Source organism: Enterococcus sp. AZ196 (assembly GCF_050498845.1).
Classification (GTDB): domain Bacteria; phylum Bacillota; class Bacilli; order Lactobacillales; family Enterococcaceae; genus Enterococcus_A; species Enterococcus_A murrayae.
Genome location: NZ_JBIPAM010000001.1, coordinates 892603 through 910405, shown reverse-complemented (window position 1 = coordinate 910405; position 17803 = coordinate 892603). Strand labels below are relative to the sequence as shown.

Sequence of the window (17803 nt, the reverse complement as noted above, 5' to 3'; positions counted from 1 at the left end):
GATTCTATGAAATTATGGAGGGAAGCCAATGGCTACAAAACGGGATTATTACGAAGTCCTTGGGGTACAAAAAGGCGCTTCGGATGATGAAATTAAAAAAGCATACCGCAAGCTTTCCAAACAGTACCATCCGGATATTAATAAAGAAGCCGATGCTGAAGAGAAGTTTAAAGAAATTTCGGAGGCTTATGAAATTTTAAGCGATCCACAGAAACGAGCAGCTTATGATCAGTATGGACATGCTGGCACGGATCCGAATTTTGGTGCTGGTGGCGCAGGCGGTTTCGGAGGCGCTGGTGGCTTTGGCGGAGCAGGCGGTTTTGGATTTGAAGATATCTTTGAATCGTTTTTTGGAGGCGGAGGTGCGCGTCAAGCGGACCCTAAGGCACCTAGACAAGGTTCTGATCTACAATATTCAATCAATCTGGAATTCGAAGAAGCTATTTTTGGTGTGGAGAAGGACATCAAATATAATCGTGAAGAAACATGTCATACATGTAACGGAAACGGAGCAAAACCTGGCACGCAACCAGAAGTTTGTCATAAATGTCATGGCTCTGGATCAATCAATGTAGAGCATCAAACACCGCTTGGCCGTGTAATGAGCCGCCAAACATGTGATGTTTGTCATGGTACTGGGAAAGAAATCAAAGACCCTTGTCCAACATGTCATGGTTCTGGACACGAAAAACGACCACACACAGTTAAAGTAAAGGTGCCTGCTGGCGTTGAAGACGGACAACAAATGCGTCTAGCAGATCAAGGGGAAGCGGGAATTAACGGTGGACCTTATGGTGATCTTTATGTGGTCTTCAAGGTGAAACAGAGCGATATCTTTGATCGTGATGGCGCGGAGATTTATTACACATTGCCGTTGAGCTTTGTGCAAGCGGCTTTAGGCGATGAGATCAATGTACCGACCGTTCATGGAGATGTGAAACTAAAAGTCCCAGCTGGAACACAAACGGGAGCTAAATTTAGACTTCGCGGCAAAGGTGCTCCGAGACTTCGTGGAAATACGAATGGCGATCAACAAGTAACAGTGAAAATTATTACACCTAAAAACTTAAATGATAAGCAACGTGAAGCTTTGCGCGCATTTGCGGAAGCTGGCGGACAAGTTGTTAGTGAACAAAAGGAAGAAGGTTTTTTTGGTAAAGTAAAAGATGCCTTCGGTGGAAAAAAATAAACTCAGGGGTTCAGTCAATTCAGTATTGATTGAATCCCTTTTTTCTTTTACTATTATTAAGAAGAGAATTTGTGTTGAAGGAGGTTCGCATGGATAAGTTGGACAAATTGTTTGATCGGATGACCAGAGATATGATGCATTACTTTATTGCTGGAGGACTCGCTGAACCAGATGGCCTTGTTCGCACAGTAGAATTTTTCTTGAGCTTTATCGATAAGGGAAAGCTGAGCAACAAATTATTGGATGAAGCAGTTGTTAAGGATGCTTTGATTCATCATATACCAAAGCATATGCCGCTATTTATTGATGAGAGTTTTTATGCTTATCAAATTTTACTTGATCTTTATAGTGCTCTATATCACGAAAAAATAATAACTGAAGAACAATGCAAAGACATGCAATATTTTATTTACCTCAATAAGACAGCTTTTCTTACTCGTATGAGTAATCCCAATTATTGGTCGAAGACGAAGTTGGCCATTATGGATGAGTGGCGTGAGGGGAATTTCGAAGTAGAAGATCCTTATAATGTTGAACACTACAATCTTGAAGAGCCACCACAAAAGAATATCCCTAATAATATTTTAAAGTTTCCTGGGCAAAAAAATAAAAACGAAGTAACAAGCTACTTTGTTCGAGTAGATTTAAAAGGATACAAACCCCCAATTTGGCGAAGACTGCAGATTCCTTCAGGTATAACGTATGAACGTTTACACAGGATTTTGCAAATTGCATTTGGGTGGGAAGACAGGCATCTTCATAGTTTCTTTGTAGATCGTACGAAAATGATTGGTCCGGATGATTTAGAAATGCCGCAATTTTCAGAAGAGCAGCGATTGATTGATGAAGATTTCCAAAAAGGTGTAAAAATTGAATACATTTACGATTTCGGTTGTGATTGGACCCATCGGATTGTCGTTGAAAAAGTCGTTTTGGATGATTTAGTACGACTTGGATATGCTGTCTGTGTCAAGGCAAAAGGGGATACTCCGCTTGAAGACTCCCGAGGAGAGGAAGTCTGGAAAGAATTTATCTTATCTGAAACGAACGAACTATTGCAACAAGAGTGATACCTTTTGTTTTGTTATACACGCTTTGAAAGGGAGTCTAGGATTTTTTATCCTAGACTCTTTATTTTTTAGGAAATTGAATGGGACTTGAAGAGTGAGAGTGCTCGACTGTTTATTACTTGTTTTTCGGATCGTAAACACATCTTTTTTCCTATAGGAAGATTAGAGGGCAATGAATCAAGTATTTCTTTGTAATTCAATTGGTGATCATAAATACGAGCTTTTTTTCTTAACTCGCACCGACATTTACTATCTTGTGAAAGTCCTAAATTAAGTAAAAAAGTCTGTATGGAAATTAGTTCTTCTTGAGATACTATAGCACTTATATTCGTGTCGATTATAACACCATCAAGTTGAGTCGTTACCAGTTGCAAGTGTCTTGCTGCTACGTTTAATAAGCAGGCTTGTTTTTGTTTAGCGATTGTAAGCTGACTGAACAAAGTAGTTGGTATCTGAATTAACGAGACCCCCCCGTGGTAGGTCGCAGAAACATAGCCGCTTAATTGGCAAACTGCTTCATTACCCAAACCAATTATTCCATCTGCTTTGGTCATCTTTTGATTGGTTAAGAAACTGTAAACTAGATTTGCGGTATTTGTTGTATAGAGAACCTCATTTAAAATCAATGAATGTACTTCGAAATCAAAGATTGTTAGGTATTGAAGTATTTGTGTGCCGTAAGTATCGAAGGATTCTTTATCGCTGATCAAGACAATTTTTTTCTTTTTCCACAGTGACGCAGCGTAACTGCCGATTGCTTTAAGACCATCTGATTGAATCATAATTTTTGGTACAGTATTCATAAAAATTCCTCCAATTTTTTTGTATTTGCTAACCGAGATAATAGAAAAAGCCCATTATAGATTTGAAAATCTACAATGGGCTCCGTGATACGAAAATAAAAAGCCACAATAGATTCTCATCTACGTGGCAAAAAGTCAGCTTTAATCGCTTTAGCCATCATAGATACAAACTCAAGTGTTTGTATCCACGAAATATGAATACAAACTTATCTAAAATAGCTAAAGTAAAAATTATTCAGTTGTCCAGAGATTAATTGATTCATAATAAAAACGCTCCAAACTGATTAGTTTTATATTGTGGTTTATTTTAGAGGGATTGTTTGGTCTTGTCAAGAATAAATTGGTTCATAATTGGAGATTTTCTAGTCCCTGAAAATAAAACGACGAAAACCTTGATATTTTTTTTCACCTTGGATTGGTGCATTATCAGTAATTAGTAAAGCAATCATAACATAGCCGATCCAGCTGTCACGCGAGTATAAAACATATTCAGGAACCCATTCATTCGCATATTTATCCTTATATTCTTTTAGTCCCCCAAATGAATAAAAGCGTGAACCAAAATTATAAACTAAGTATGCGATTCGTTCTTGGGTAAAACTTTTACGAGAGGTTCCAACGTTGGCTAAGGGAGCCATTCCTAGATCAAAGTATTCAATTCCCATTTCATCACGCATATATTGAAAAAGGTTGATAAAAAGAAAATCCATCGTTCCACTGGGGGCTTTTTCAGGACTATGACGCATCAAATCGATCGTTCCAACATTATCAGTATAAGTTGGCATAAAATTGGCGAATGCTACGATTTCTTGCTGTTGATTTTTAATAATTGCGATTGGTGCACGTTGCAGATACTCTTCTGAGAAAAAAACAAGAGAAAAGCCTTTTTCTTTACGTCCGTTTAACCACTCATCAGATACGGCCTTCAACGCTTTCATGGTATTGAAAGAAAATGGCGGCTTGATAACATCGAATTGATAGCCTTCTTTAATCACCTTATTGAAACTTGCTCGTTGCCCCTTCATCCTCTTTCCACTTAACGTAAAATCCGGTAAATGAACGTGTGCTCGTTCGCCGAATTTAATAAAGTCATAACCGAACTCATGAAGAATCATGACCATTTCTTCGCTGTTTTCATAAAAGACTGGTAAATAATTGTATCGATCAACCTCATTAATCAATGCTTCTGTAGCAGCTTCAAAATCATCCTTTTTCCCAGAAGGATCTCCCATTATCAAAATCTTATTGTTGAAGGTGGATAATTGGAAGAAGACCGTATCTTCCTCTCCGCTATTATAATAGAAGACCTTCTTATCCTTGAGAAAAACTAGTTGACTATCAGAATTACCACCATAAGTCTCTAATATGTGTTGAATCCGTTGCTCATCCAAGTCATCGCCAACTTGGACCCGTCTATTTTTCAAGAAACGGATCAATAAGAGGATGATGAAAGAAACAATCAAAATCGCCACAAAACCAACAATCCAAATTTGTTCACTGGGAAACAAGAAAAACTCAGGTAAACGATGGCGATGATGGATTTTTGGACTATTATATACACCAATAATAATGTATAAAACTGCTAAACCGCCCATAATAATTCCATCAATTGTCAACCATTCTGCAGAATAAACAAGTTGCTCTCTAAATAGTTCGTTTTTTGAAAAAATAACAAATAGCAATAATAGAGCAAGGAAAATCCCAGTGGAAATACGGAAGCCAGCTAGTAAAGAATAGAGGAAGGTAAACGTTACGATAATGATCGTAGGAATATACGCTCGCTTAACTCGTGCTGAGATTCCTCTGCCAGAAACAATCAATAAAAAACCTAATAAGATTGCTGGAAAAACAACGATTACACGGGAATGAATCGGATTCAAACGCTGCAGGAATGGCAGGCGTATAAATGCTTCAGGAATAGTCGCGGACAATACTAACATGATGCCCGTAAAATAGAGCAGAAGACCTTCAAGTTTATGAGCCAGCTCCTTCAAAAGGCTGACTGGAATACCTTTGTAGCGTGTGTTGATCGTTGTACCAAGGTTTTTGAAAAATAAAATCAAACCAATAGCAAAGGGAATTACATAATAAAAAAGCCTAAATAATAACAACCATGCGACTACCGTTTCTCTTGGAGTGCCTAATGCGGACAAACCAATGATCATCATTAGGTCAAAACTGCCAAGTTCTCCTGGGATCATTGAGGCTATTCCAATAACTGTAGCTGCAATAAATAACGGAACAACTTCGCGGATATTGACATCGATTCCCATTAAAAGACCAGTAGAGAGGAAGCTTATCAGTACTCCTGTCCATTCTAGCAAGGATGTTCCAATCAATTCTAGGCGATGTGATCCCTTTAAATCACCAAGGTATTCACCTTTGCCAAACAAGCTAAGGCAAAAAACGATTGGAAAGTACAAGCCGCCTCCGATTAACCAAATCCAATATTGACGCAAATACTGATTATGGTCATCAAACATTACTAAGAGAAAAGAAATCAATGCATAAATAGATAAGCCGGACATAGTAAACACTAAAATTTTTGACAAGGCTTGGACGACTTTTTTTCCAGAAGACTGTTTTCCATAGAATTCAGAACGCAATCCTGCGCTAATAAAACCACCAAAACCAGCAATATTATTCAATGTGTTAACTAACCAGCTAGTCTCAAAAATATATCTTTTTTTGGGTTTTTGTTCCAAGATACGATTTAAAGTAAAATCATAGCCAATCATTGGTGTAACCGAAATCAGTCCAATCAATGCCATCAATAGGATATTCCAACTATTGATCTTGCTAAAAATGGTTGATAGCTGATCGAAAGAGATTGTTTTTGCAATACTTGATAGTTCAAATATGACGATAATAATAACTGAAATTAAAAAAATTGTTTTGAACTTATTTATGTGTGCTTTAAACCATGCTGCTAGCTTAACCATCAAATCACTCCTCGTTGATTAGAAATTGTAGCACCTCTTGGTTGAAGCGTTTTGGATTTCTTCGTGCAAACATATGACCTTGCCCTGAAACAATTGCAAAACTTGCATTTGGAATCGAGCGGGCAAGATACATGGAATGTTGCGTTTTAATAGAATCGTGTTTTCCGACAATAACCAGAGTGGGTGCTTGAATTTGATTTAAATCTTCCGTTGAAAGACCAATATCTCGGAACAGCAAACGTAGAATCGGCAGAAAATTGCGCATACCTGTATCGACAAACGCTCCTATCCACACGATGGCGTATTGCACATAGCTTAAAAGATGCGGAATGGTTCGCACTCCGCTAGGCACCGTATTTCCAGCATTTAAAATCAAATGTACAACTTTCTCAGGGTAAAGACGTGCAAAAACCATTGCTAAGTTGGCACCGTCGCTAAAGCCCAGAAGGTCGGCATGGTCGATGTTTTCCAACACCATAATTGCAGCAAGGTCGTTAGCCATCAATTGAAAACTTGTTTCTTTTTGCGTATTGGTCGAACGTCCATGTCCGCGACTATCCACGACATAAACACTAAAATGTTTACTGAAACTATTTAGCTGTTTCGAAAAGTATCTTCCGCTGCCGCCGTTACCGTGAAGTAAAAAAAGTGCGGGACCTTGTCCGTATTTCTCATAATAAATTTCTGAACCATCACTCATTTGAGCAATTTTCTTTTCATTTTTCACAACATCACCTACCAGACATAAGTATAACGATTTTTTTAAGTCTTGCACATTAATTTAATTATACGATGAAATGAAAACTTTAGAATGATTAATTAAATATAAAGCTATCGATTTATGCTTTTAAAAGTTTAGTAGATTCTTGTAGTATGGATAAAGAAAAAAGAAGATAGATGGGCAGATTTTATGTTGAAAATGATCGGGAAATTTTTTAAAATAATTATTACATTTGTAATTCTTGCATTTCTCTTAGCAGGAGGAATTTTTGCAGTTCGAACATATAAATATACAAAAACAGTAAATAGTTACCGCGGCGAAGTACAGACTTTAGCAGATCAAGCAGGTGTCGGGGATCATACAGATGTTATTTTAGCCATTATGTATACTGAATCAAAAGGCAAGGGGACTGACTTAATGCAAAGTTCCGAGAGTGTTTACGGTAGCCGCGGAAAAATTATTAGTCAAAAAGAAAGCCTTGAAAACGGGGTTAAACACTTTGCAGAAAGCTACAGACAGGCTAAAGCTGCCGGATGCGATCTTAATACAGCCATTCAGGCGTATAATTTTGGGACGAAGTATATTCAATATGTCCACGATCACGGTGGTCAAAACAATGTAGAGCTAGCTGAGGAATATTCTCGAGATATATTGTCGCCAGGATACGGCAATGATCAACAACGTACGTATCGTTACATGCAGATGCAATCAGTATTTTATAACGGCGGGTATTTGTATCAAAATGGGGGGAATATGTTTTATGCTGAAATTGTCCAAATGAATAAACGCTATATTACATTATTCCAAAGGTTTCAAAATAGTTAATTTAATGAGCAGAAAGCTTGTAATAATAAAGAAATATGCTAAAATGATACTTGTATAAGTTTGTCAAAAAAATCGCGCTGATCGAAAGATGAATTAGGGCGATTTTTTAAGGCTGTTATCATATTTTTAGGAACTGGGGTGAAGTTTTTGGCGCAAAGAATTCCCCAACAAGTTATTGATGAGGTTCGTGAAAAAACCAATATTGTAGAAGTTATCGGACAATACGTTCAATTAAAAAAGTCTGGTAAAAATTATTTAGGACTATGTCCATTTCACGAAGAGAAAACTCCGTCATTTTCGGTCGCTGAAGATAAGCAGATATTCCATTGTTTTGGTTGTGGCAAAGGAGGCAATGTATACACCTTTTTACAAGAGCTGGAAGGAATCAGTTTTCCAGAAGCAGTAAAAAAAGTTGCTGATATAGAGCAAATTCCTTTAAGTATCGAATTTTCTAGTGAACCTGCTAGTCAGGCAACTACGGGACAACAGCAATTAATTGCTTTGCATGAACGTACACGTGATTTGTACCATCATCTGTTGATGAATACCAAAGTAGGTGAAACTGCGTTGGAGTATCTTCATGAACGTGGATTGAGCGATGAATTAATCAATGAGTTCAAAATTGGTTTTGCACCAAGTCAAAGAGACTTTTTAGTTCAAGTTGCACAGCAAGATAAGGTGAGCAGTGATTTGATGGAACGTAGCGGATTGTTTATTCGCCGTGAGGATGGCAGTTTTAGTGATCGCTTTTATCATCGAGTCATGTTTCCTTTAAATGATTTTCGGGGAAAGCCAATTGGTTTTTCGGGCCGTTTATTAAAAACAAAAGATTTTCCTGGAGATGACCAGCCAAAATATCTGAATTCTCCAGAAACAGAGCTATTTAACAAGCGGCAGGTTCTATTCAATTTTGACAAAGCGCGAAATGAAATCCGTAAGCAAGGCGAAGCGATCCTATTTGAAGGGTTTATGGATGTACTGGCTGCTTGGCAAGCGGACATCAAGATTGGGTTAGCTTCAATGGGAACTAGTTTGACCGAACAACAGATTGCTGCGATTGAACGTGTCACTGGTCAAGTGGTGATTGCATACGATGGAGATGACCCTGGACAAGCTGCGACAGATCGAGCATTAACGATCTTAGATGCGCATAGTCGTTTAAATCTTGTAACTGTTACTGTACCAGAGAAGCTTGATCCGGATGAGTATTTGCGGAAATATGGCGTCGCTGAACTACAAAATTTATTGCAGCATGGTCGTCAAACACCTTTTGCTTTTAAGATGCAGTATCGCAAAGAAGGATTGAACTTAGAGAATGAAGCCGATCGGTTGAACTATTTAGATGTTGTGATGCAGGATTTGGCAAAGGTCCAGTCCCCCGTTGAACAAGACATGTATTTAGGTCAGTTAGCAAACGATTTTCATTTAACAAGAGAAAGCTTAAAGCAACAGCTGCAGATGGTTCGTCAAACGCTTCGCACTGAGAGACGGCAAAAGCAATCGTCAGTTTCTCAAATACCGATGCAACCAGTAAAAAAAGTACTGACCAAAGAAGAGAAGGCTGAACGTATGTTATTGTATCGCAGCATGAATGAAGCCTCGATTCGTGAACAATTAGTTCAAACAGATTTTCAATTTATTCATGATCAGTATCAAGAATTGCTTCTTTACTTAGATAGTTATATGATGGTTCATGGAAATTTTGTTTTAGCCGACTTCCTGAACTATTTAAAAGAGAATGAGATGAAACAGTTAGCCATCGACATCTCTATGATATCCATGTCAGAAGATAGTAATGAACGAGAAATCTATGATTTGATGCGGGTAATCTCCCAATCTGGCATTGCTGAAGAAATAAAACAACGACAAAAAGAGCAGCTTGAGGCCAGAAAAAGTGGAAACCAGCAAAGGGAATTAGAATTGACCGTTCAGATTATCGAATTGACGAAACGGTTAAAACAAGCCTAGAAGTGAAAGGGGCATTTATTTTATGGCAGATGTAAAAAATAAAAAAGAGTATGAAAAAGCTGTAGCGGCCTTCATTAAGGAAAAGAAACCAATGGGACAAGCGGTGTATGACGAGCTAACGAATCGATTGGCCACTCCTTATGAATTAGGTGCAGAAGCAATGGATGAGTTGATCCAAAAAGTCGAGGATGCTGGTGTCAGTGTTGTAGATGAAAATGGTGAACCTTCTAAAGCTAGTTTGAAACAGAATGAAGAAACTGCAAAAGCCGCGCAAAAGGAAGATTTATCGGCCCCAACTGGTGTCAAGATCAATGACCCGGTTCGTATGTATTTAAAAGAAATTGGACGCGTTTCATTACTGACTGCTGAAGAAGAAGTTGAACTTGCTTTGCTGATCGAACAAGGAGATCAAGAAGCTAAGCAACGTTTAGCAGAAGCAAACTTACGTTTAGTTGTAAGTATTGCGAAACGTTATGTTGGGCGTGGAATGCAATTTTTAGATTTGATCCAAGAAGGAAACATGGGATTGATGAAGGCTGTTGAAAAATTTGATTACCGCAAAGGATTTAAATTTTCAACGTACGCGACTTGGTGGATTCGCCAAGCAATCACACGTGCGATTGCTGACCAAGCTCGGACAATTCGGATTCCTGTCCATATGGTGGAAACGATCAATAAATTAATTCGTGTACAACGTCAGTTATTGCAAGACTTAGGGCGCGAACCAACACCAGAAGAAATTGGTGCTGAAATGGACTTACCTACAGAAAAAGTTCGTGAGATTTTGAAAATCGCTCAAGAACCTGTTTCTTTGGAGACGCCGATTGGTGAAGAAGATGATTCACATTTAGGTGATTTTATCGAAGATCAAGAAGCAACCAGTCCTGCTGAGCATGCGGCTTCTGAAATGTTGAAAGAACAATTAGAAGATGTTTTAGATACATTGACTGATCGGGAAGAAAATGTGTTGCGTTTACGTTTTGGGTTAGATGACGGCAGAACACGTACTTTGGAAGAGGTCGGACGAGTCTTCGGAGTTACCCGTGAACGAATTCGTCAGATAGAAGCGAAAGCATTGCGCAAATTACGTCACCCATCACGTTCAAAACAATTAAAAGATTTTCTAGAATAGTTTTTTGCAATCCTCGAGATATTTCTCGGGGATTTTTTCTCTATTTCTAGAGTAAGTAGAATAATGTTTATGTAGGTAGAGAGCAGGTATTTTTTAGTTGAAAGAAGTACTAACTAATGAAAGCATTTGAAAATCTAAGGGATTTTTATGTCTCAAAAGCCAAATAGAATTTATTATTTTTGATTAATTCACTCGAAAATTGCTTGGAACATCCCTAAACATATGATAGATTAAAGCATATGATTGAAAAAAGGAGCCGATTTCATTGCAAAAATGCCCTAACTGTGGTTTTGAACCAGTCAAAGGATGCACGACTTGTCCGAAGTGTGGCTTTTCATTACAGTTAAACGATCGAGAACACATTGAAAAGAATAATGAAAAAAATGATACGATAGAATGGTCAGAATTAGCTGATATGCCTATTGAATCTGTGCAAAAAATGTTTAAGGATAATGAAGATAAGATGAAAGAAGAAAATTCAAAAGAAACTACTGAAGAAACTCCTGAGATGAATCCGATTTTGGCACAATATATTCGCGAGCATAAAGATGATCAGGAAAAATCAGTTAATGATGAAGATGAAACTAAAAATGAATCTGAGAATGCAAGTGAAGCAGACTCTGTTAACGATGAGATTGAGGAAACAAAGGCAGATAATCTTTCAGAAGCAAAAGATCAAAATCGTGTTGAAGATTCAACAGTTCCAGAAGAAGAGCTAGAGGATCCTGCAGATAAAAATATCCCTGAAGCAGAAGAATCAGTAGCAGCTGAAGAAGAGACTTTATCAGAAACTACCGAACCAGTGTCACCTGAACTTTCAAAAGAGAGTGAGGCTGCGAATACGGATGTAGAAGAAACAGTCGAGCATTCTGGTGAGGAAAATATTTCGCTAGATGATTCTGATAAGCCTCAAGAGCCGCGCAAAAAAAATCGCAAGAAACTTTACATTACTTTGACAGCAATTGCGGTTTTAGGTTTAGGCGGTGGTTATTATTATCATCATGAAAAGGAAGTTGAAGCTCAACGTATAGCAACTGTGAAGAAAGAAAATGAAGCGCTTGACTCAATTGAAGATAGTATTGCGAGCTATTACACGGATGATAAGCAAATTTTTCTTGCCAGTGATAAAGTCGCTCTCAACACTAGCAAAATTGATGAAGAATTGTCTCGATATAAAGACAACAAACGTTATGATGAGTTGAAAAAAGAATATAATGAGCTAGTAGAAAAACAAAAGGCTGAGCAGTCAGTCAATCAATTATTTACAAGCGTTGCGATTAATGGAGATAAAATCACAGAAAAGCCACTATTAAGCACTGCTGAACCAGTGGAACTATCAATTAATACTGGTGATAAAGAGTTTGATGATTTGATGAATCAGGCTGTTAACAATGCCAAGGAACAATATACGAAGATTGAAACTGCTAAAAAGGCTGTTGAAGGTTTATTGAAAGATGGAAATGTAGTTGATTCAGTAAATCGTGACCAATACAATACAGCGAATAATGCTGTTAAGGCAGTTGCAAATCAAACATTGGTTCAGTCACAAAGAGATGATTTAAGCAAAGTTGATCAAACGCTGAAGGACAAAGAGAAAAAAGCTGCCGAGGAAAAGGCAGCTGCAGAGAAGGCTGCTCGAGAGAAAGAAGAGCAAGAAAGAGCTGCACAGGAAGCGCAAAATAAGGCTTCTTCGACTGGTAATAATAATCAAGTCGGTGACACAAGCAGCAGTGCGTATGCTTGGGCTCCAGGAGTTAAGGAAAAGGTTATTCAAACCTGTATTTCGCGTGGTTATATTGTTGAAGGTGGTTATAGTTTAGAACCAGTAAAAGTTGAAAATGGTGAAGGATACTATAATCTGTATGCTACTTCAAATCAAGCTTCCTTAACAAAAGGATATTCAGACTCAGACTTGCCGATGTACTTGGTAACAATCAACTGTAAAACAGGTTGGTTTAAAGGTGATGGACCAAATTAAATTAACATATAGAGGCTGGGGAGATACTGTCTTCCCAGCTTTAATAATGATGTAAGACAATTTTTTATAAGGAGTAATGATTATGAATGAACTATTAGGACAAGTTTTTACCGGACTAATTATCGATGAAAACGAAAAAATGTATTTGGTACAAAAGAATGGTGTTACGTTTCAATTATTAAAAGATGAAGGCGAAACACATGAAGTAGGTGAATCAGTTGAAGGATTTGCCTATGTGAATCAAAAAAGAGACGCTATTTTCACGACAAAAATCCCACAAGTTCGAATCGGGCACTATGCTTTTGGCGAAGTTACGGATGTTCGTCGCGATTTAGGTGTGTTCGTGAATATTGGATTAGCTGATAAGGATATGGTAGTTTCGTTAGACGAGATGCCTAGTATGAAGGAGCTATGGCCAAAAAAAGGCGATCAATTAATGATTAGTTTACGCGTTGATGAAAAAGATAGAATGTGGGGCGTATTAGCAGATGAAGCTATCTTTCATTCATTGAGTCGTATTGGAAATGCGGAAATGCAAAATGAAAACAAAAAAGGAACAATTTATCGATTGAAAGTTGTAGGTTCTTATTTAATTACAGACGATTTTTATATTGGTTTTATTCATCCTTCAGAACGGTACCAAGAGCCTAGACTAGGCGAAATTGTAGAAGCACGTGTTATTGGAGTCCGACCAGACGGGGTCTTAAATATGTCATTAAAACCTCGAAGCCATGAAATGATTAACGATGACGCCGCAATGATTTTAACAATGCTGCAGAGAAGTGACGAGCATAAGTTGCCATATTGGGATAAATCTGCACCTGATGAAATCAAAGAAGCTTTTGGCATAAGCAAGGGGCAGTTCAAGCGTGCAATTGGCCATTTATTGAAGGAAAAATTGATCGAACAAATTGAAGGTGAGATTCATTTGAAGAGCTAATTGAGAATGTTCTTGCATAAATAAAGGTGATAAACTATAATAATTCTAAGAAAAACGGCAGTGTTTTTGTCCGTTAATTACAATTATTCTAAAATAGATAGAGGAGGGTTCTCTTGAACGCAATCCTAGCCTTACAAAAAACTAAAAAGCAACTTCATGATTCTGGATTCAAGTTGACACCTCAGCGTGAAGCAACCGTTCTCGTTTTATTGGAAAATGAAAAAGATCATTTATCAGCTGAAGAAATTTATTTTCTAGTGAAAAAGAAAAGTCCTGAGATTGGCCTAGCGACGGTATATCGTACCTTAGAAATATTGACTGAGCTGCATATTGTAAACAAAATCAGTTTTGATGATGGATTGGCTCGATACGATCTGCGCAAAGAAGGTGCAGAGCATTTTCATCATCACCTTTTGTGTCTTGAATGTGGAAATATTGAGGAAATTGAAGAAGATCTTTTAGGAGATGTGGAACGAGTGGTAGAGTCTCGCTACCATTTTTTAGTGAAGGATCATCGTTTGACATTCCACGGTATTTGTCAAACATGTCAAGAAAAAAAGAATGCGTGAGTTTTCTAGTTAAAAATGTATTAATTTATATAGTCCCTTGCAAAGATACGTGCTATCATTTCAAGGGACTTTTTGTTATGATAAAGCGAAAGTGGTGAGGACATGGATGAACAGATAACAGAATATTTGCATTATTTATCGATTGAACGCGGCCTTTCGGAAAATACACGGATCAGCTATCAAAGAGACCTGCAACAATACTTGTCTTTTTTGAATGATCAAAATGTGGCTGAATGGCAAGCAGTTGATCGATACATAGTCGTGGCCTTTTTGACAAGTCTGACTGAAGCTGGTAAAGCGTCTACTACAATTACACGAATGATTTCTAGCCTACGTCGTTTTCATCAATTCTTGCGTCAAGAACGTTATACGGATCACGACCCAATGCAGCATATTGATAGCCCCAAAAAGGCTCAAAAGCTTCCCCAAACACTTTCTTTATCGGAAGTAGAACGTTTAATTGCGGCACCAGATACCACTACTGATTTAGGAATTCGTGACCGGGCAATATTAGAAGTGATGTATGCGACGGGGTTGAGGGTAAGTGAGCTGATTGGATTAAAGCTTGGCGATATCCATTTAGAAATGGGTCTCTTGCAAACTGTCGGTAAAGGGGATAAAGAGCGAATTGTTCCGTTGGGAGATTACGCAATCCATTGGTTAGAACGTTATCTTGCAGAGGTTAGACCTTTATTGACTAAGAAAACACCGAATGACATTTTCTTATTCGTTAATAATCATGGTCATGGAATGAGCCGCCAAGGTATATGGAAGAATCTAAAGCAATATGTTATCAAGGCAGAAATCATGAAAGATGTTACCCCTCACACTTTAAGACATAGTTTTGCGACGCATTTACTTGAAAATGGGGCAGATTTACGAACTGTCCAAGAACTTTTAGGTCATGCCGATATATCTACAACACAAATTTATACTCACATCACTAAACGAAGAATGACAGAAGTGTATAAAGAGTTTTTCCCGCGTGCTTAACAGGAGGAGAAAGAATGCTTACTCAATATCGAAAAAACCAACGAAAAATTGCAATGGGGCTTTTAAGCTTTCACGAAAGTTTGAAGGATCAACAGCATTTGCTAAAAGAGATTGATACATATGAAGGAGACGATCGTTATCAACTTTATTGTTATTACAATGAAAAATCTGATAACGTACAAGGAGTAATTGGTGTAAGCCAGTTGGAAGATCAAGAAATTGTCCTTCATGATATCAGCTTGAATCCTTCTTACCGAGGCGAAGGGATCAGCTATGCTATGATGGATGAATTACAAGCAATCTATCCTAATCAAAAAATTATAGGAACGCCAGCAACCTCTGCTTTTTTAGCAAAATGGCAAGAGCATAAGCGAGGGTAAAAATGGAAGCAATTAGTTTAAAGTTAGATGTATTTGAAGGACCGTTGGATTTGCTGCTTCATTTGATCCAACAGCTGGAAATTGATATATATGATATTCCCATAGCAGCGGTAACTGAGCAGTATATGAACTTTATTCATGCTATGAAAACTTTAGAATTGGAAGTGGCTGGTGAGTACTTAGTTATGGCCGCAACACTTATGTCGATTAAAAGTCAAATGCTACTGCCAAAACCAGAACTAGAATTTGACTATGACGATGAAGAAGGGGAGGATCCCCGAGAAGCCTTAGTCCAACAATTACTAGAATATCGTAAGTATAAATATGCGGCATCTGTCTTGTCGGAGAAAGAGGAAGAAAGAAGTTTGTTTTATACTAAGGCGCCCATGGATCTTTCTGAATATGAAGATGAGCTTCTGCCTTTACCAAAAAATCAATTAAATACGATTGATCTTTTTTTAGCACTGCATGATGTTTTACAACGAAAGAAACGGAATAAGCCGATAGAAACGACAGTTACTACTGAAACAATCACTGTTGATCAAAAGGTAAGTGAAATTGGTCAACGATTGGCAGAATTATCTGAGTCTGAAGGATTACCATTAGAGTCTTTTTTTATTAAGTATACAAAAGACGAAATGATTACGACTTTCATGGCTCTCTTAGAGTTAATGAAAAAGGGACAGGCTTCGGCGACTCAAGAGGAAACTTATGCACCAATCTTAATATTTAAAGGAGCTGTCGTATGAACCAATTAAGTCAAGTTGAAGCGATGCTTTTCGTAGTGGGTGAAGAAGGAATAAGCCTAGAAGAAATGGCCTTTACTTTGAAAAGGCCAATGCCAGAAATATATCAAAATATTACTGATTTAAAGGATTCTTATGAGAGCAATGAAACTTCCGCGCTTACTCTTTTAGAGGTGGGGAATCATTTTGTTTTAAGTACAAAAAAAGAATTTGCTCCGTTGCTAAAAGAATTCGCTCGATCTCCAATAGCTAATCGTTTAAGTCAGGCAGCCTTAGAGACACTTTCGATTATTGCCTATAAACAGCCTGTAACACGTTCAGAAATTGACGAGCTTAGAGGTGTTCAATCAAGTGGAGCTGTCCAAACGCTAGTAGCACGGCAATTGATTGAGGAAAAGGGACGTGTGGATGGCCCAGGTCGGGCGATCTTATATGGAACAAGTGCCTATTTCATGGACTATTTTGGTTTAAAAGATATGGAAGAATTACCAGATGTTCAAAAAATGGAAGAAGATTTAGCGGATGAGGATGAACCTTTGGATCTATTCTATGACCGCTTTAAAGAAGAGGATGAACAATAATGGAGAGATTGCAAAAAGTTATCGCGCACGCGGGAATTGCGTCACGACGTAAAGCTGAGGATTATATCACCGTTGGGCGGGTTAAGGTAAATGGCGAAGTTGTCAAGGAACTGGGAACAAAGGTTGGTAAGAAAGATATTGTGGAAGTTGATGGTGTACCAATCTATCAAGAGGACCATGTCTACTATTTATTTTACAAACCTCGTGGGGTTATCTCTGCTGTTGCTGATGATAAAAATCGAAAAGTTGTAACGGATTATTTTTCTGCTGTATCTGAAAGAATTTATCCAGTAGGACGATTAGATTACGATACATCTGGCATTTTACTTTTAACCAATGATGGAGATTTTTCACAAAAATTAGCTCATCCCAAACATCAAATTGATAAGGTTTATGTAGCGAAGGTAAAGGGTTATGCAGAGAAAAGAACTTTATTACCTTTAACAAAGGGAATACGAATTGAAGGCAAGAAAACAGCACCAGCTCGTTTTGAAATTCTGTCAACGGATAAAAAAGCTGAGACGAGTATTGTGGAGTTAACGATTCATGAAGGTAGAAATCACCAAGTCAAAAATATGTTAGCAGCAGTTGGTTTACCTGTTCAAAAGCTAAAGCGTGAACGTTATGGTGATTTAACTTTGCAAGGCTTGCGTCCAGGAGAGTATCGCAGATTAAATAGTAAGGAAATCAATACTTTGATGAACCAGGCAAGGTAACCAAGTCAATTACTTGTTTTTTGATAGTAAAATTGTTATAGTGAATTTACAATAAAAAAATAATTTAAGGTTCGTCTTCAGGGGCAGGGTGAAAATCCCGACCGGCGGTAATAGTCCGCGAACTGCGTAAGCAGCCGAATCGGTTTGATTCCGATACCGACAGTACAGTCTGGATAAAGAAGATAGAGCTTATTTGAGTGAGTCTGAATTCAAGTAACTCTATGCTTTTTCTGAAGCATAGAGTTTTTTT

General features: G+C 37.8%; 16 protein-coding genes and 1 riboswitch. Of the genes, 13 read left to right on the top strand and 3 right to left on the bottom strand.

Features of this window, described 5'->3' with window-relative positions:
• Nucleotides 1-28 precede the first annotated feature (28 nt).
• A complete protein-coding gene (gene dnaJ / locus IGI67_RS04385) occupies nucleotides 29-1189 on the top strand; it encodes a molecular chaperone DnaJ (protein WP_207107937.1) in 1161 nt (386 codons plus the stop codon).
• A gap of 89 nt (nucleotides 1190-1278) precedes the next feature.
• Nucleotides 1279-2259, top strand: a complete 981-nt coding sequence (locus IGI67_RS04380) for a plasmid pRiA4b ORF-3 family protein (protein ID WP_429956870.1) — start codon at nucleotides 1279-1281, stop codon at nucleotides 2257-2259.
• Between the two features lie 68 nt (nucleotides 2260-2327).
• Here IGI67_RS04380 and IGI67_RS04375 read toward each other — a convergent pair whose 3' ends face one another.
• From IGI67_RS04375 to IGI67_RS04365, 3 genes are all read right to left on the bottom strand, one after another.
• A complete protein-coding gene (locus IGI67_RS04375) occupies nucleotides 2328-3062 on the bottom strand; it encodes a hypothetical protein (protein WP_429956869.1) in 735 nt (244 codons plus the stop codon).
• A gap of 362 nt (nucleotides 3063-3424) precedes the next feature.
• Nucleotides 3425-6004: a bifunctional lysylphosphatidylglycerol flippase/synthetase MprF gene (gene mprF, locus IGI67_RS04370; RefSeq protein WP_429956868.1), complete on the bottom strand. Its 2580-nt coding sequence runs from the start codon at nucleotides 6002-6004 to the stop codon at nucleotides 3425-3427.
• Nucleotides 6005-6008: 4 nt separating this feature from the next.
• Nucleotides 6009-6731 (bottom strand): alpha/beta fold hydrolase, encoded by a 723-nt coding sequence (locus IGI67_RS04365; RefSeq protein ID WP_429956867.1) that lies wholly within the window; start codon nucleotides 6729-6731, stop codon nucleotides 6009-6011.
• Nucleotides 6732-6914: 183 nt separating this feature from the next.
• Between IGI67_RS04365 and IGI67_RS04360 the strand changes: the two genes are divergently transcribed.
• From IGI67_RS04360 to IGI67_RS04310, 11 genes are all read left to right on the top strand, one after another.
• Nucleotides 6915-7550, top strand: coding sequence for a lysozyme family protein (locus IGI67_RS04360; RefSeq protein WP_429956866.1), 636 nt, complete (start codon nucleotides 6915-6917; stop codon nucleotides 7548-7550).
• 147 nt (nucleotides 7551-7697) lie between these two features.
• Nucleotides 7698-9518: a DNA primase gene (gene dnaG, locus IGI67_RS04355; RefSeq protein ID WP_429956865.1), complete on the top strand. Its 1821-nt coding sequence runs from the start codon at nucleotides 7698-7700 to the stop codon at nucleotides 9516-9518.
• A gap of 22 nt (nucleotides 9519-9540) precedes the next feature.
• A complete protein-coding gene (gene rpoD, locus IGI67_RS04350; RefSeq protein ID WP_207107944.1) occupies nucleotides 9541-10650 on the top strand; it encodes an RNA polymerase sigma factor RpoD in 1110 nt (369 codons plus the stop codon).
• A gap of 265 nt (nucleotides 10651-10915) precedes the next feature.
• Nucleotides 10916-12628, top strand: coding sequence for a cell division site-positioning protein MapZ family protein (locus tag IGI67_RS04345; protein ID WP_429956864.1), 1713 nt, complete (start codon nucleotides 10916-10918; stop codon nucleotides 12626-12628).
• An 82-nt stretch (nucleotides 12629-12710) separates the two neighbouring features.
• Nucleotides 12711-13568 carry a CvfB family protein gene (locus IGI67_RS04340; protein WP_429956863.1) on the top strand — a complete coding sequence of 286 codons (858 nt, stop codon included), beginning with the start codon at nucleotides 12711-12713 and terminating at the stop codon, nucleotides 13566-13568.
• 113 nt (nucleotides 13569-13681) lie between these two features.
• Nucleotides 13682-14137 (top strand): Fur family transcriptional regulator, encoded by a 456-nt coding sequence (locus IGI67_RS04335; RefSeq protein WP_207107947.1) that lies wholly within the window; start codon nucleotides 13682-13684, stop codon nucleotides 14135-14137.
• 102 nt (nucleotides 14138-14239) lie between these two features.
• Nucleotides 14240-15130 carry a site-specific tyrosine recombinase XerD gene (gene xerD, locus IGI67_RS04330; RefSeq protein ID WP_207107948.1) on the top strand — a complete coding sequence of 297 codons (891 nt, stop codon included), beginning with the start codon at nucleotides 14240-14242 and terminating at the stop codon, nucleotides 15128-15130.
• 14 nt (nucleotides 15131-15144) lie between these two features.
• Nucleotides 15145-15510 carry a GNAT family N-acetyltransferase gene (locus tag IGI67_RS04325; protein ID WP_429956862.1) on the top strand — a complete coding sequence of 122 codons (366 nt, stop codon included), beginning with the start codon at nucleotides 15145-15147 and terminating at the stop codon, nucleotides 15508-15510.
• Between the two features lie 2 nt (nucleotides 15511-15512).
• Nucleotides 15513-16259 carry a segregation/condensation protein A gene (locus tag IGI67_RS04320; protein WP_429956861.1) on the top strand — a complete coding sequence of 249 codons (747 nt, stop codon included), beginning with the start codon at nucleotides 15513-15515 and terminating at the stop codon, nucleotides 16257-16259.
• Nucleotides 16256-16837 carry an SMC-Scp complex subunit ScpB gene (gene scpB / locus IGI67_RS04315; protein ID WP_207107951.1) on the top strand — a complete coding sequence of 194 codons (582 nt, stop codon included), beginning with the start codon at nucleotides 16256-16258 and terminating at the stop codon, nucleotides 16835-16837. The genes IGI67_RS04320 and scpB overlap by 4 nt, the downstream gene beginning before the upstream one ends.
• Nucleotides 16837-17553: a pseudouridine synthase gene (locus tag IGI67_RS04310; protein ID WP_207107952.1), complete on the top strand. Its 717-nt coding sequence runs from the start codon at nucleotides 16837-16839 to the stop codon at nucleotides 17551-17553. Before scpB ends, IGI67_RS04310 begins: the two co-directional genes overlap by 1 nt.
• Nucleotides 17554-17622: 69 nt before the next feature.
• Nucleotides 17623-17741, top strand: a riboswitch (FMN riboswitch).
• Nucleotides 17742-17803 lie beyond the last annotated feature (62 nt).

Excerpts from the sequence above, each read along its gene's own strand:
- dnaJ (WP_207107937.1), top strand. The coding sequence starts at position 29 with ATGGCTACAAAACGGGATTATTACGAAGTCCTTGGGGTACAAAAAGGC.
- IGI67_RS04380 (WP_429956870.1), top strand. The coding sequence starts at position 1,279 with ATGGATAAGTTGGACAAATTGTTTGATCGGATGACCAGAGATATGATG.
- IGI67_RS04375 (WP_429956869.1), bottom strand. The coding sequence starts at position 3,062 with ATGAATACTGTACCAAAAATTATGATTCAATCAGATGGTCTTAAAGCA.
- mprF (WP_429956868.1), bottom strand. The coding sequence starts at position 6,004 with ATGGTTAAGCTAGCAGCATGGTTTAAAGCACACATAAATAAGTTCAAA.
- IGI67_RS04360 (WP_429956866.1), top strand. The coding sequence starts at position 6,915 with ATGTTGAAAATGATCGGGAAATTTTTTAAAATAATTATTACATTTGTA.
- rpoD (WP_207107944.1), top strand. The coding sequence starts at position 9,541 with ATGGCAGATGTAAAAAATAAAAAAGAGTATGAAAAAGCTGTAGCGGCC.
- IGI67_RS04340 (WP_429956863.1), top strand. The coding sequence starts at position 12,711 with ATGAATGAACTATTAGGACAAGTTTTTACCGGACTAATTATCGATGAA.
- xerD (WP_207107948.1), top strand. The coding sequence starts at position 14,240 with ATGGATGAACAGATAACAGAATATTTGCATTATTTATCGATTGAACGC.
- IGI67_RS04325 (WP_429956862.1), top strand. The coding sequence starts at position 15,145 with ATGCTTACTCAATATCGAAAAAACCAACGAAAAATTGCAATGGGGCTT.
- IGI67_RS04320 (WP_429956861.1), top strand. The coding sequence starts at position 15,513 with ATGGAAGCAATTAGTTTAAAGTTAGATGTATTTGAAGGACCGTTGGAT.
- scpB (WP_207107951.1), top strand. The coding sequence starts at position 16,256 with ATGAACCAATTAAGTCAAGTTGAAGCGATGCTTTTCGTAGTGGGTGAA.
- IGI67_RS04310 (WP_207107952.1), top strand. The coding sequence starts at position 16,837 with ATGGAGAGATTGCAAAAAGTTATCGCGCACGCGGGAATTGCGTCACGA.